Annotated in this window: 10 protein-coding genes; 2 read left to right on the top strand and 8 right to left on the bottom strand. The window is 71.0% G+C overall.

The genetic code is table 11. The features are described from left to right. Positions 1 to 361 precede the first annotated feature (361 nt). Positions 362 to 1,777 carry an MDR family MFS transporter gene (locus E5N76_RS04635; RefSeq protein WP_149536115.1) on the top strand — a complete coding sequence of 472 codons (1,416 nt, stop codon included), beginning with the start codon at positions 362 to 364 and terminating at the stop codon, positions 1,775 to 1,777. 326 nt (positions 1,778 to 2,103) lie between these two features. Here E5N76_RS04635 and E5N76_RS04630 read toward each other — a convergent pair whose 3' ends face one another. The 6 genes from E5N76_RS04630 to atpH all read right to left on the bottom strand — a co-directional run bounded on the left by E5N76_RS04630 (position 2,104) and on the right by atpH (position 8,209). Beyond that, entirely contained in the window at positions 2,104 to 2,958 is an 855-nt protein-coding gene (locus tag E5N76_RS04630) for a ferritin-like domain-containing protein (RefSeq protein ID WP_149536114.1), read from the bottom strand. A gap of 127 nt (positions 2,959 to 3,085) precedes the next feature. Further along, a complete protein-coding gene (gene atpC, locus E5N76_RS04625) occupies positions 3,086 to 3,499 on the bottom strand; it encodes an ATP synthase F1 subunit epsilon (RefSeq protein WP_149536113.1) in 414 nt (137 codons plus the stop codon). Between the two features lie 231 nt (positions 3,500 to 3,730). Further along, entirely contained in the window at positions 3,731 to 5,158 is a 1,428-nt protein-coding gene (gene atpD / locus E5N76_RS04620; protein ID WP_149536112.1) for a F0F1 ATP synthase subunit beta, read from the bottom strand. A 13-nt stretch (positions 5,159 to 5,171) separates the two neighbouring features. Beyond that, on the bottom strand, positions 5,172 to 6,053 hold the full coding sequence (locus tag E5N76_RS04615; protein WP_149536111.1) for a F0F1 ATP synthase subunit gamma: 882 nt from the start codon (positions 6,051 to 6,053) through the stop codon (positions 5,172 to 5,174). A gap of 27 nt (positions 6,054 to 6,080) precedes the next feature. Then, complete coding sequence (gene atpA, locus E5N76_RS04610) at positions 6,081 to 7,616, bottom strand: F0F1 ATP synthase subunit alpha (protein ID WP_149536110.1); 1,536 nt, start codon at positions 7,614 to 7,616, stop codon at positions 6,081 to 6,083. Further along, entirely contained in the window at positions 7,616 to 8,209 is a 594-nt protein-coding gene (gene atpH, locus E5N76_RS04605) for an ATP synthase F1 subunit delta (RefSeq protein ID WP_187829981.1), read from the bottom strand. The genes atpA and atpH overlap by 1 nt, the downstream gene beginning before the upstream one ends. Positions 8,210 to 8,492: 283 nt before the next feature. Here atpH and E5N76_RS04600 point away from each other — a divergent pair, with 283 nt between their 5' ends. Then, complete coding sequence (locus E5N76_RS04600) at positions 8,493 to 9,692, top strand: MFS transporter (RefSeq protein WP_187829976.1); 1,200 nt, start codon at positions 8,493 to 8,495, stop codon at positions 9,690 to 9,692. Here E5N76_RS04600 and E5N76_RS29340 read toward each other — a convergent pair. Both E5N76_RS29340 and E5N76_RS04590 read right to left on the bottom strand, forming a co-directional pair. Then, complete coding sequence (locus tag E5N76_RS29340; protein ID WP_187829975.1) at positions 9,676 to 10,146, bottom strand: DUF29 domain-containing protein; 471 nt, start codon at positions 10,144 to 10,146, stop codon at positions 9,676 to 9,678. The genes E5N76_RS04600 and E5N76_RS29340 overlap by 17 nt on opposite strands. 221 nt (positions 10,147 to 10,367) lie before the next feature. Further along, entirely contained in the window at positions 10,368 to 12,620 is a 2,253-nt protein-coding gene (locus tag E5N76_RS04590) for a primosomal protein N' (protein WP_149536106.1), read from the bottom strand. Position 12,621 lies beyond the last annotated feature (1 nt).

The raw sequence follows: 12,621 nt of genomic DNA, 5'->3' as shown, positions 1-12,621 counted from the left end.
AGCCTCGCCTGACCCCGATCCGCCTCGCCCACCGAACAACTCCAACCCGCATCACATTGGAACGGCTACCAAGCCCAGACGAATCGCGCCTATAGACCACGCAACGAAAAATGAGGGGATTCCTGAGGCTCTGCCCCTCTCGGGCTCACCCCGCCAAAGGCCGAAGGGCCTTTGGAAACCATGAGTTCCAGACCCGACGGTTCAACCTGCCGACTCGGACCGGGGGCCGGGGACCGGTCCGGTCCCCGGCGGGGTTGGCGGCACTGCCGCCAACGAGGCAGCGCCCTCTGCCGAGGTTGCAGGGGCGGAGCCCCTGCCCGCCGGCTCTCGACCCCGCCGCCAATTCCGTTAGCCTGAGGCGGTGTCCGACGCAGCTCCCACCTACAGCCTGTTCGCCCCGCGCGAAGTCCGCGGCATCGTCCTGGGCCTGACCCTCGCGCTTTTCCTCTCCTCCCTCGACCAGACGATTGTCGCCACGGCGCTCTCCGCCATCGCCACCGATCTCGGCGGGTGGGAGCTGATGCCCTGGGTCGTCTCCGCCTATCTCATCTCCTCCACCGTGACGACGCCGATCTACGGCCGGCTGTCCGACCTTTACGGCCGCCGCCCGGTGCTGCTCGCCTCCGTCACCATCTTCGTCGCCGGCTCGGCCCTGGCCGCGCTGGCCCCCACCATGCTGACGCTGATCGCGGCGCGGGTGGTGCAGGGCCTCGGCGGCGGCGGGCTGCGCGCCCTGGCGCTGGCGGTGGTGGGGGACATCCTGCCGCCGCGGGAGCGCGGCAAGGTGCAGGGCTACCTCTCCGCCACCTTCGCCACGGCCAATATCCTGGGGCCGGTGCTGGGCGGGATCTTCGTGGATACGCTTTCCTGGCACTGGATCTTCTGGGTGAACCTGCCGCTGGGCGCGGCGGCTTTCGGCGCCACCTGGTTCCAGCTCCGCCGCCTGCCGCTGCCGGGCAAGCGGCCGAAGATCGACTGGCTGGGGGCGGTGCTGATCCTCGCCGCCTGCACGCCCCTCCTGCTCGGCATCACCTTCGTGCAGCGCGCCGGCTCCTGGGCGGCGCCGGAGGCGCTGCTCTGCTTCGGGCTTGGCCTGGTGTTCACCGTGGCGCTGCTGGCGCAGGAAAGGGTGGCGGCGCAGCCCATGCTGCCGCTGCACCTCTTCGCCAACCGCATCTTCACCGTGGCCATCTGCATGACCGGGCTGGCGTCGATGGTGATGATGTCCCTGGTGATCCTGGTGCCGCTGCACTACCAGACGGTCGCCGGCCTTTCGGCGCGGGAGGCCGGGCTGCGCATGATCGCGATGACCATGGGCACGGTCAGCGGCAGCTTCGCCGCCGGCCAGGCCGTCAGCCGGACGGGGCGCTACCGGGCCCTGCTGCTGGGCGGCACGGCGGTGGCGACGGCGATGTGCCTCTTCGTCGCCTGGTTCGGGCTGGGCCATTCCCTGGTGGTGGATTCGCTGGTGACGCTGGCCCTCGGCCTCGCCTTCGGCTGCTGCTTCTCCCCCACCACCATCATCGTGCAGAACGCGCTGCCGCCGCGGGATGGCGGGCTCGGCATTTCCTGCATGATGTTCTTCCGGCTGATGGGCGGCGCGTTCGGCGTTGCCTTCCTCTCCTCCCTGCTGCTCGGCGCCCTGCCGGCGGGGGCGAGCGGGGCGGCGGCGGAGCCCGCCTTCGCCATGGTGTTCGAGGCGGCGGCGGCAGTCGCCGCGCTCGCCCTGGTGGCGAGCCTGCTGCTGCGGGAGATTCCGCTGCGCGGGCGGGACTGAGCGTCCCCTGGAAGCCGCTGCGCGCCTTCCTGGGGCCCCCGGGTTTTGCCCCAGGCGGGCGCTGCGCGCCGCCATGGGCCCTTTGAGGCCGGCAGCGAAGCAGGTCTCGCATAGCCTGCCGCGGCAAAGCCGCGGCAGGACAACAGGCAGCGCCTGCCGTACCGGGGAGTCTGGACAACGAGTGCCCGGGGTCCGACGACGAGTGCCGGGGATCCGCGCCGCCCAGTGCCCTTCCGCGGCTTCGCCGCGGAAGGCTGCGCGAAGCCGGGGGAGTACGGCGACTTCGGGGCTCCCGACGACGCCGCGCAGCGGTGTCGTGGGGGAAATCAGGCCGCCAGCTTCAGCCCCAGCTCCGCCTGCTGCCGCGCCAGCGCATCCCGATACTTGTCCCGCCGCCAGCAGAGCAGCCGCCAGGCGGCCCGCGCGGCGAGATCGGCCATCCGCCCGCGCGGCACCAGCCCTACCGTCTTGAACATCATGCCCATGCTCCGCTCGATATGGCGGAAGCGGTAGAAGCCCATCGCCCGGCCCATATAGCCGGCGGTGCAGCGGGCATGGTCATAGCCCAGCGCCGGATCCTCATTGGCGCAGTGATAGGCGAAGGCCAGCTCGTCATCCTCCGTCTCCCCCACCCGCCCGGCGGCGATGCGCAGCCGCTGTAGGAAGGAGAGGTCCTCGCGCTTCAAATAGCGCCGCAGATGGTCGTAGAAGAGCTTGAAGTGGCGGTACTCGTCGGCCGCGATCTGCCGGCCGAGCGCCTGCAGCACCGGCTCCTCCGTCGCCTCGGCCAGCGCCGTGTAGTAGCTGCTGGTGCCGGTCTCCACCATGCAGCGGGCGATCAGCTCCCCGCTGCGGGAGCCGCGGATGGAGGCGCTGGCCTCGACATCGATCTTGAAGCCCTCGCGGTAGCGCGCGAAGGCCGATTGGTAGTCCCATTCCGGATCAGCCAGGCAGGCCCAGCGGCCGAGCGCATCGCCGTGCTGGATCTCCTCCACCGCCCAATGGTCGGCGGCCTGGCGGAAATCCGGGTCGTCATGGAAGACGGAATTCAGGTAGCGGGCGTAGTCGCCGCCATTCCGCTCCACCATCGCCGCAGCCTTCACTGCCGGGATGATGTCCGGGTCAACCTTCGCGGGATCGAACTGGTCCCACGGCAGATCCTCAAGTCGCCAATGCTTCATCGCGCAGCAAGGCCGTACCGGCCTATCCCCCTACCCCGGAGCGCTTCAACGCCCTTCTCCGTGGAATGTTCGCCGGGGGCCGGCAGGATTCAACCCTGAACCGTGTTTCCGGCAGCGGGTGAGACCTTCAGGCCGCGCCAGCCGCCGCCACCGCGGCCTGCATGGCCAGGACCCGGGCCATGGCGGCATCCCGCTTGGCCTCCGGCTCGGTCAGGGGCAGTTCGCGCAGCGCCGCCTCGGCGGCGGCCAGGCGCTGCTCCGACTCGGCGCGGGAGAGGCTGGAGAGCGGCGTCGCCTCATCCGCCAGCACGGTGACGCGGGCCGCCGAGATCTCGGCGAAGCCGCCGGCGACGAACAGCGCCTCGGTCTCCGTGCCATTCTCCTGCACCCGGATGACGCCGCCGCGCAGGGCGACGATCATCGGCGCATGGCCGGGCAGCACGCCCATCTCGCCCTCGATGGCCGGGATGGTCGCCATCTCCACCGGGCGGGAGAGCAGCAGCTTCTCCGGCGAGACGAGTTCGAACTGGAAGGTGGCCATCACATCATCCCCGTCATTCCAGCGGCGAGGGCCCAGCCACCCGCCAGGGAAGCTGCCGCGGCCCGCCGCGACCGCCCCCAGAAACCGCGCCCAGAATCAGCACCCAAAATCAGCGCCGCGACCGCGGCCGAAACCAGCGCCGCCGGCCGGGCCCGGTTGCCGCGGCCCGCAGCTTGAACCGGCCCCGGAGGCGGCCGCCGGCGAAGGCGCCGCCGCCGAAGCCGGGCGCCCTCAGGCGGCGGCCTTCAGGCCCTCGGCCTTCTTCACCGCTTCCTCGATGGTGCCGACCATGTAGAAGGCGGCTTCCGGCAGGTGGTCATACTCGCCGGCCACGATCCCGGCGAAGCTGCGGATGGTGTCCTCCAGCTTCACGAAGACGCCCGGCGTGCCGGTGAAGACCTCGGCGACGTGGAAGGGCTGGCTGAGGAAGCGCTGGATCTTGCGCGCCCGCGCCACCACCAGCTTGTCCTCTTCCGAGAGCTCGTCCATGCCGAGAATGGCGATGATGTCCTGCAGCGACTTGTAGGTCTGCAGGATGCGCTGCGTCTCGCGCGCCACCCGGTAATGCTCCTCGCCCACCACCCGCGGGTCGAGGGCGCGGGAGGTGCTGTCCAGCGGATCGACCGCCGGGAAGATGCCGAGCTCGGCGATGGAGCGGTTGAGCACCGTCGTCGCATCGAGGTGGGCGAAGGAGGTGGCCGGCGCCGGGTCGGTCAGGTCGTCCGCGGGGACGTAGATGGCCTGCACCGAGGTGATGGAGCCCTTCTTCGTCGAGGTGATCCGCTCCTGCAGCGCGCCCATGTCGGTGGCCAGCGTCGGCTGGTAGCCCACCGCGGAGGGGATGCGGCCCAGCAGCGCCGACACCTCGGCGCCCGCCTGGGTGAAGCGGAAGATGTTGTCCACGAAGAACAGCACGTCCTGGCCCTGCTCGTCGCGGAAATATTCCGCCAGCGAGAGGCCGGAGAGGGCGACGCGGGCGCGGGCGCCCGGCGGCTCGTTCATCTGGCCATAGACCAGCGCCACCTTGGAGCCCTCGGTGGTGCCTTCGCCCAGCTTGATGACGCCGGCATCGACCATCTCGTGATAGAGGTCGTTGCCCTCGCGCGTCCGCTCGCCCACGCCGGCGAAGACCGAGACGCCGCCATGCGCCTTGGCGACGTTGTTGATCAGCTCCTGGATGGTGACGGTCTTGCCCACGCCGGCGCCGCCGAACAGCCCGATCTTGCCGCCCTTCAGGTAGGGGGCCAGCAGGTCGATGACCTTGATGCCCGTCACCAGGATCTCGGCGGAGGTCGCCTGCTCCTCGAAGGGCGGCGCTTCGCGGTGGATGGTGTAGGTCTTCTCATGCGGCACCGGGCCGCGCTCGTCGATCGGCTCGCCGATGACGTTCAGGATGCGGCCGAGCGTGCCATTGCCCACCGGCACGGCGATGCCGGCGCCGGTATCGACCACTTCCTGGCCGCGTACCAGCCCGTCCGTCATGTCCATGGCGATGCAGCGCACGGTGCGCTCGCCGAGATGCTGGGCGACTTCCAGCACCAGGGTCTGCTCGCCATTCTTCGTGGTCAGCGAGTTCAGGATGGCCGGCAGCTCGCCCGGGAACTGCACGTCCACGACGGCGCCGAGAACCTGGGCGATCTGCCCGACATTGTTCTTCATCGTAACGGGCTCCTCAGACGGCTTCCGCACCGGAGATGATCTCGATCAGCTCCTTGGTGATGTTGGCCTGTCGCGTGCGGTTGTAGTTCAGGGTGAGCTTGTTGATCATCTCGCCGGCGTTGCGCGTGGCGTTGTCCATGGCGGTCATCCGCGCGCCCTGCTCGCCGGCGGCGGATTCCAGGATGGCGCGGTAGATCTGCACGGCGAGGTTGCGCGGCAGCAGCGTGCCGAGGATTTCCTCCTCGGTCGGCTCGTATTCGTAGAGCGCCTGCGGCCCTTCGCTGGCCGCCACCCCTTCCGGGATCGGCGCCGGGATCAGCCGCTGCTCGGTCGGGATCTGGGTGATTACGTTGCGGAAGCGGTTGTAGAGCAGGGTGCAGATGTCGAAGCCACCCTCTTCCAGCATCTCGGTGATCTGGACCGCGATCTCCTCCGCATCGGCGAAATCCACGCGCTTCTTGCCGGCGAAGGTGACCTCGCCGACGAAGCGGCTGGCGAATTCCCGCTTCAGATAGGCGGCGCCCTTACGGCCGACGGAGAGCAGCTTCACCTGCTTCCCCTCGGCTTCCAGGGCGCGGATGCGGGCGCGCGCCAAGCGGCCGATATTGGTGTTGAAGGGGCCGGCCAGGCCGCGATCCGCGGTGACCACCACCAGCAGATGCACCTTATCGGCGCCCGTCCCCACCAGCATGGGCGGCGCACCGGGGGCGGAGGCCACGGCGGAGCCCAGCAGAGCGAGGATCGCCTCCATCCGCTCCGCATAGGGCCGCGCCGCTTCCGCCTGCGCCTGGGCGCGCCGCAGCTTGGCGGCAGCCACCATCTTCATCGCCTGGGTGATCTTCCGCGTGGATTTCACGCTGTTGATGCGCCCACGCAGGTCCTTCAGGCTGGCCATCGGCCGCTACCCTCCCCTGGCTTGGCCTCAGGCCGCAAAGGTCTTGGCGAAGCCGTCGAGGAAGGCGACGAGCTTGGTCTCGGTCTCCTTCTTGATCTCGCGGTCGGTGCGGATCGCCTCCAGGATATCCGGCTGGCTGGCCTTCAGCTCGGAGAGGAGCTGCCGCTCGAAGGCGCCGACGGCCCCGACCGGCAGCCGGTCCAGATAGCCGCGGGTGCCGGCGAACAGGGCGATGACCTGCTCCTCCACCGGCACCGGCTTGAACTGCGGCTGCTTCAGCAGCTCGGTCAGCCTTGCGCCGCGCGCCAGCAGCGCCTGGGTGGAGGCATCGAGGTCCGAGGCGAACTGCGCGAAGGCCGCCATCTCACGGTACTGCGCCAGCTCCAGCTTGATGCGGCCGGCAACCTGCTTCATCGCCTTGATCTGCGCGGCGGAGCCGACGCGGGAGACGCTGAGGCCGACATTCACCGCCGGGCGGATGCCTTTGAAGAACAGCTCGGTCTCCAGGAAGATCTGGCCGTCCGTGATGGAGATGACGTTGGTCGGGATGTAGGCCGAGACGTCGCCGGCCTGGGTCTCGATCACCGGCAGGGCGGTCAGCGAGCCATTGCCGAAATCGTCGTTCATCTTCGCCGCGCGCTCGAGCAGGCGGGAATGCAGGTAGAAGACGTCGCCCGGATAGGCCTCGCGCCCCGGCGGACGGCGCAGCAGCAGGGACATCTGGCGATAGGCGACGGCCTGCTTGGAGAGGTCATCGTAGAAGATGACCGCATGCATGGCGTTGTCGCGGAAGAACTCGCCCATGGCGCAGCCGGTGTAGGGCGCCAGGAACTGCATCGGCGCCGGGTCGGAGGCGGTGGCGGCGACGACGATGGAGTATTCGAGGGCGCCGCTCTCCTCGAGCTGCTTCACGAGCTGGGCGACGGTGGAGCGCTTCTGGCCGACCGCGACATAGATGCAGTAGAGCTTCTTGCTCTCATCGCCGGACGCGTTGATCGGCTTCTGGTTGATGATCGTGTCCACGATCACCGCGGTCTTGCCGGTCTGGCGGTCGCCGATGATCAGCTCGCGCTGGCCGCGGCCGATCGGGATCAGGGCGTCGATCGCCTTGATGCCGGTCTGCATCGGCTCATGCACCGACTTGCGCGGGATGATGCCGGGCGCCTTCACCTCGACGCGGGTGCGGGTGACGTCCACCAGCGGGCCCTTGCCGTCGATCGGGTTGCCGAGGCCATCGACCACGCGGCCGAGCAGGCCCTTGCCGACCGGCACGTCGACGATCTCGCCGGTGCGCTGGACGGTGTCGCCTTCCTTCACCTCGCGGTCGGAGCCGAAGATCACGATGCCGACATTGTCGGATTCGAGGTTCAGCGCCATGCCGCGCACGCCGGCGCCGGGGAATTCCACCAGCTCGCCGGCCATGACGTTCTGCAGGCCATAGACCCGGGCGATGCCGTCGCCGACCGTCAGCACGGTGCCGACTTCCGCGACATTCGCCTCGGCGTCGAAGCCCGCGATCTGCTGCTTCAGGATCTCCGAGATCTCGGCGGGACGAATGTCCATCAGGCGGCCCCCTTCATGGCGAACTGCAGGCGCTGCAGCTTGGATTTGATGCTGTTGTCGTAGAGACGGGAGCCGATCCGGACGATCAGCCCGCCGAGGATGGAAGGATCCACCCGCTCGGCGAGCCGGACGCCGGAGAAGCCGGCCTCGGTCAGGCGGGCGGCGATCTGCGCCCGCTGGGTGTCGCTCAGCGCATGGGCGCTGGTCACTTGCGCCACCTGCTGGCCGCGGCGGGCGGCGAGTTCGGCGCCGAAGGCGGCGGCCACTTCCGGCAGGCGGGAGAGGCGGCGATTGGCGATCAGCACGCCGACCAGGTTGCGCACCTCGGGGCCGATGCCGGCGCGGTCGAGCACCGCGAAGGCGCCCTTCCGCTGCGCCGCGGCGTCCAGCCGCGGATCGGCGAGGAAGCTGCGCAGCCCGGCATCCTCGGCCGCCAGGGCGGCGACCTTCTCCAGATCGGCGGCGATGCGGTCCAGCGCGCCGGGGTCGGCTTGGCGCTTGTCGTCGGCCAGGGCGAGCAGGGCCAGCGCATAGCGGGCGGCCAGCCCGGTGGGGTTCGGCGCCTTGGGCGAGGCGGAAACGGCGGTCTCGATGGCGGCCACGAGCGGTCCCGGTTCTGTTGGTGGCCCGCGCCCGCACGGATGCGCGAACGCAGCGCCGCGCCGATTGCGGCGGCGCGGGATTACCATGGGGTTCACAGCCTAGCAATCCGGGCGGGGCCTGCCTAAGGGCGTGGTTCGAGGGGGCTTTGCCCCCTCGAACTCCCCCACCAAGGGCCGAAAGGCCCTTGGAACCCTTGAGTCTGGCACCCGGGGCGGGATGACCGGCAGGCAGGCATGGCCTAGGGTCCGGCAAGGGGAAACGCCGGGGGAATGCGTGGCCAGGGGGTTCTATGGCTGGCGGGTGGTGGCGGCCGCCTTCACCCTGGCAATGCTGAGCTGGGGAATCAATTTCTACGGCCCCTCCGTCTTCCTGCACGCGCTGCAGGCGCGGGAAGGCTGGCCGGCCGCCTGGATCTCCGCCGCCATTACCCTGCACTTCCTGGCCAGCGCGGTGCTGGTCACGAGGTTGCCGGCGCTGCTGCGGCGATTCGGGCCGGTGGCGGTGGTGCGGGGCGGGGTGCTGGGCATGGCGCTGGGGGCGGCGGCCTGGGGGGCGGCCTCCGCGCCCTGGGCGCTGGTGCCGGCGGCGCTGCTGACCGCCGGCGGCTGGGCCGTCACCAGCGGGGCGGCGATCAATGCCCTGGTCTCGCCCTGGTTCGAGCAGCGGCGGCCGGCGGCGCTGGCCATGGCCTATAACGGCGCCAGCATGGGCGGCGTGGTGTTCACCCCGCTCTGGGCGGTGCTGATCGCCTGGCTGGGCTTTGCCGGGGCGGGGCTGGCGGTGGCGGGGCTGGTGCTGCTGCTCGGCTGGCCCATGGCGGGGCGGTATTTCGGCCGCATGCCGGCGCAGCTCGGCCTGTTCCCGGATGGCGCGGCGGGGCCGCCGGCGCCGCGGCCCATGCCGGCCCCGGCCGGGCCGCTCTGGCGGCAGCGGGGCTTCATCACCCTGTCGCTGGCCTTCGCCCTGGGGCTGACGGCGCAGATCGGGCTGCTGACGACGCTGTTCACCATCCTGGCGCCGGCGCTGGGGGAGCTGGGGGCAGGGCTGGCGATGAGCCTCGCCACCTGTTGCGCCGTGCTGGGACGGACGCTGGTGGGCGTCGCGCTGCCGCCGGGGATGGACCGGCGGCTGGCGGGGGTGGCGAATTTCCTGCTGCAGGCGGTGGGCTCGGGACTGCTGGCGCTGGCGGCGGGCGCCTCGCCGCCGCTGCTGCTGGCCGGGGTGGTGCTGTTCGGCCTCGGGATCGGCAATCTGCTCTCCCTGCCGCCGCTGATCGCCCAGCGGGAATGGCCGCCGGCGCAGGTGGCCGCGGTGGTGGCGCTGGTGACGGCGGTGAACCAGGCCTTCTACGCCTTCGGGCCGGCGGGCTTCGGCGCGGCGCTGGACGCCTGGGGCCCGGCCGCGCCGCCGGCCCTGGCGGGGGGCATCCAGCTTCTGGCGGCGGCGGTGCTTTCGGTCAGGCGCCGCGGATGAGGTCGAGCAGGTCGGTGGCGCCGAATTCCTCGTGCAGCACCTGGGCGGGGTCGAAGGTGACGCTCTCCGGCAGGGGCAGGGGCGGCGTGCCGCGCATCGGCGTCTTGCGGAACTGCCACAACGCCCGCCGGTAGAGGGCGGCGCCGTCGATATGCTGCCGCATGCCAGGCTCGAAGCGGATCTGGGCCTGGGCGAGGAAATTGATGATTTCCGACTCCCAGTGCTGGACCGCAGAATGCTCCGGCCAGGCCGCCACCTTCAGCGCATGCAGCAGGGCCATGACGAGGAAGGATTCGACCCCGGCAAGCTGGCTCCTGCCCACGTCCTCCACCTCCTCGATCACATGCGCCCAGTCGACGTCGTTCACCCGTTCCCCGGCCGCGACGCGGCGGAGACGGTCGGCCTGGGCGCGGGACCAGGCGAGGATGTCGGTGTGGTAGAGGTCATCAGGCATGGGTCTGCGAATATAGTGCGCCATGCGCACATGCCGCACTGCAAGTTTCGGCGCCACGCGGCGCCCAGGGGCCGCCCGCAAGGCCCGCGGCCCGGACCGCGCGCGCCCGCAACCGTGCCTCCCGTTGCCCTGCCGCGGCTTTGCCGCGGCAGGCTGTGCGAGGCCCCGAGAGCACAGCGCCCCCGGGGCCCCCGCGGAGCCGCGCAGCGGCTTCGTGGGGACTACAAAAACGCCACTGGATCGACATCCACCTGCACCCGGACGCTGTTCGGCACCTTCACCCGCGCCAGCCATGCCCGCAGCAAGGGCTGCACGGCGATGTCCCGCCGCGTCTTCAGCAGCAGCCGCCGGCGGTGCCGGCCGCGCAGCAGGGCCAGCGGCGCGGGCGCCGGGCCCAGCACCTGCACCCCCTCGCCCCCCGGCGCCGCCAGGCCCAGGTCGCGCGCCGCCCTGTCCGCCTCCCGCTCATCCTCCGAGCTGACGATCAGCGCCGCCAGCCTTCCGAAGGGCGGCCAATGGCCGGGGCGGCGGATGTTCGCCTCCGCCGCCATGAAGGCGTCCAGGTCGCCGGAGACCAGCGCCTGCATCACCGGATGCTCCGGCGAATAGCTCTGCAGCAGCACCTGGCCCGGCGCCTCCGCCCGCCCGGCCCGGCCGGCCACCTGGTGCAGCAACTGCACCGTCCGCTCCGCCGCCCGCAGATCCCCCCCCGCCAGGCCGAGATCCGCATCCACCACCCCCACCAGGGTCAGATGCGGGAAATGCCAGCCCTTGGCGACGATCTGGGTGCCGATGATGAGATCCACCGCGCGGTCCTGGATCGCCTGGGCCGCGGCCGCCGCCGCCGCCGGCCCCGGCATGGTGTCGGAGGCCATGACAATACGGCGTGACTCGGGCCACAGATCGGTAACCTCTTCCAGCACACGCTCTACCCCGGGGCCGATGGCCGTCAGGCTGTTGGCGCTGCCGCATTCAGGACATTCGGCAGGCGGAGATTCGGCATGGCCGCAATGGTGGCATTGCAGGCGGCGCTGGGCGCGGTGCTCCACCAGCCAAGCGGTGCAATTCGGGCAGCGCATGCGGTGGCCGCAATGCCGGCACAGCGTCAGCGGCGCGTAGCCGCGGCGGTTGAGGAACAGCATCGCCTGCTCCCCCCGTTCCAGCGCCGCCCCCACCGCGGCGATCAGCGGCGGGGAGAGGAAGCGGCCGCGCTCCGGCGGATGCTCCCGGAGATCGATCATCCCGACCTCAGGCAGGGTCGCCCCGCCATGCCGCCGCGGCAGGTGCAGGGCGTGATAGCGGCCGGTCCGGGCATTGGTCAGGCTTTCGAGGCTCGGTGTGGCGGAGACCAGCACGCAGGCCGCCCCGGCCAGCCGGGCGCGGACCACCGCCATGTCCCGGGCGTGGTAGACGACGCCCTCCTCCTGCTTGAAGGCGGCCTCGTGCTCCTCATCGACCACGACCAGGCCGAGATCGGGGAAGGGCAGGAACAGCGCGGAGCGGGCGCCGACCACCACCGGCGCCTGGCCCTCCGCCACCGCCCGCCAGGTTTCCCGCCGCGTCTTGCCGCCCACCTCGGAATGCCAAAGCGCCGGGGCGACGCCGAAGCGGGCGCGGAACCGGTCCAGCCACTGGGCGGACAGCGCGATCTCCGGCAGCAGGACCAGCGCCTGGCGGCCCGGCTTGCCGTCCCTGGGGCGCAGGCACTCGGCGACGGCATCCAGATAGACCTCCGTCTTGCCGGAGCCGGTGACGCCGGTCAGCAGCGTCACGCTGAACTCCCGCGCCGCCACCCGGCGACTGAGCGTGGCCGCCGCCACCGCCTGCTCCGGCCCCAGCGCCGAGCCGGGATGGTCCGGGTCCGGCCGGGCGAAGCGGCTGGCGAGCGGCAGCAAGGCGGGGCGCAGCAGCCCGGCCTCCGCCATGCCGCGCAGCACGCCGGGGGAGACCTGGGCCGCCTCGGCGATGCGGGCGCCGGCCATGGCCTCGCCCGGGCGCAGCACGGCCAGCACCCGCGCCCGCTCCGGGGTGATGCGGGGCTGGCGGTTGCTGCCCGGCCCGGCCAGCATCCAGCCGGCCTGCGGCGTCGGCGGCTCCAGCGCCGCCGGCACGCTCATCGCCATGCGCAGCACGGCGCCGGGCGGGCTCAGCGTATAGGCGGCCACCCAGTCGATGAAGCGGCGCAGGCTCGGCGTCATCCGTGGCACCGGAAGCGCAGCGGTTACCGGGCGCAGCCGGTGCTCGGCGATCGGCGTTGTCTCTTGTTCCGGAGACGAATCCCATACGACTCCGATTATGTCTCTGTGGTTGAGCGGAACGGTGACGAAATCGCCAGAATTGATCGACAGGACTGCGGGAGTTCGATAATCGTATGCACCCGCAAGTGGCAAAGGCAGGAGCACCCTGACGCGTGGCGAATCGGCAACGCCCGGCGTGTCTTTTGTACCGCGGTGCTTTCGCAGCCCCTCAGACATG

Source organism: Siccirubricoccus phaeus, from assembly GCF_008360935.1.
GTDB classification, from domain to species: domain Bacteria; phylum Pseudomonadota; class Alphaproteobacteria; order Acetobacterales; family Acetobacteraceae; genus Siccirubricoccus; species Siccirubricoccus phaeus.
This window is presented reverse-complemented; position numbering and strand designations above follow the sequence as displayed.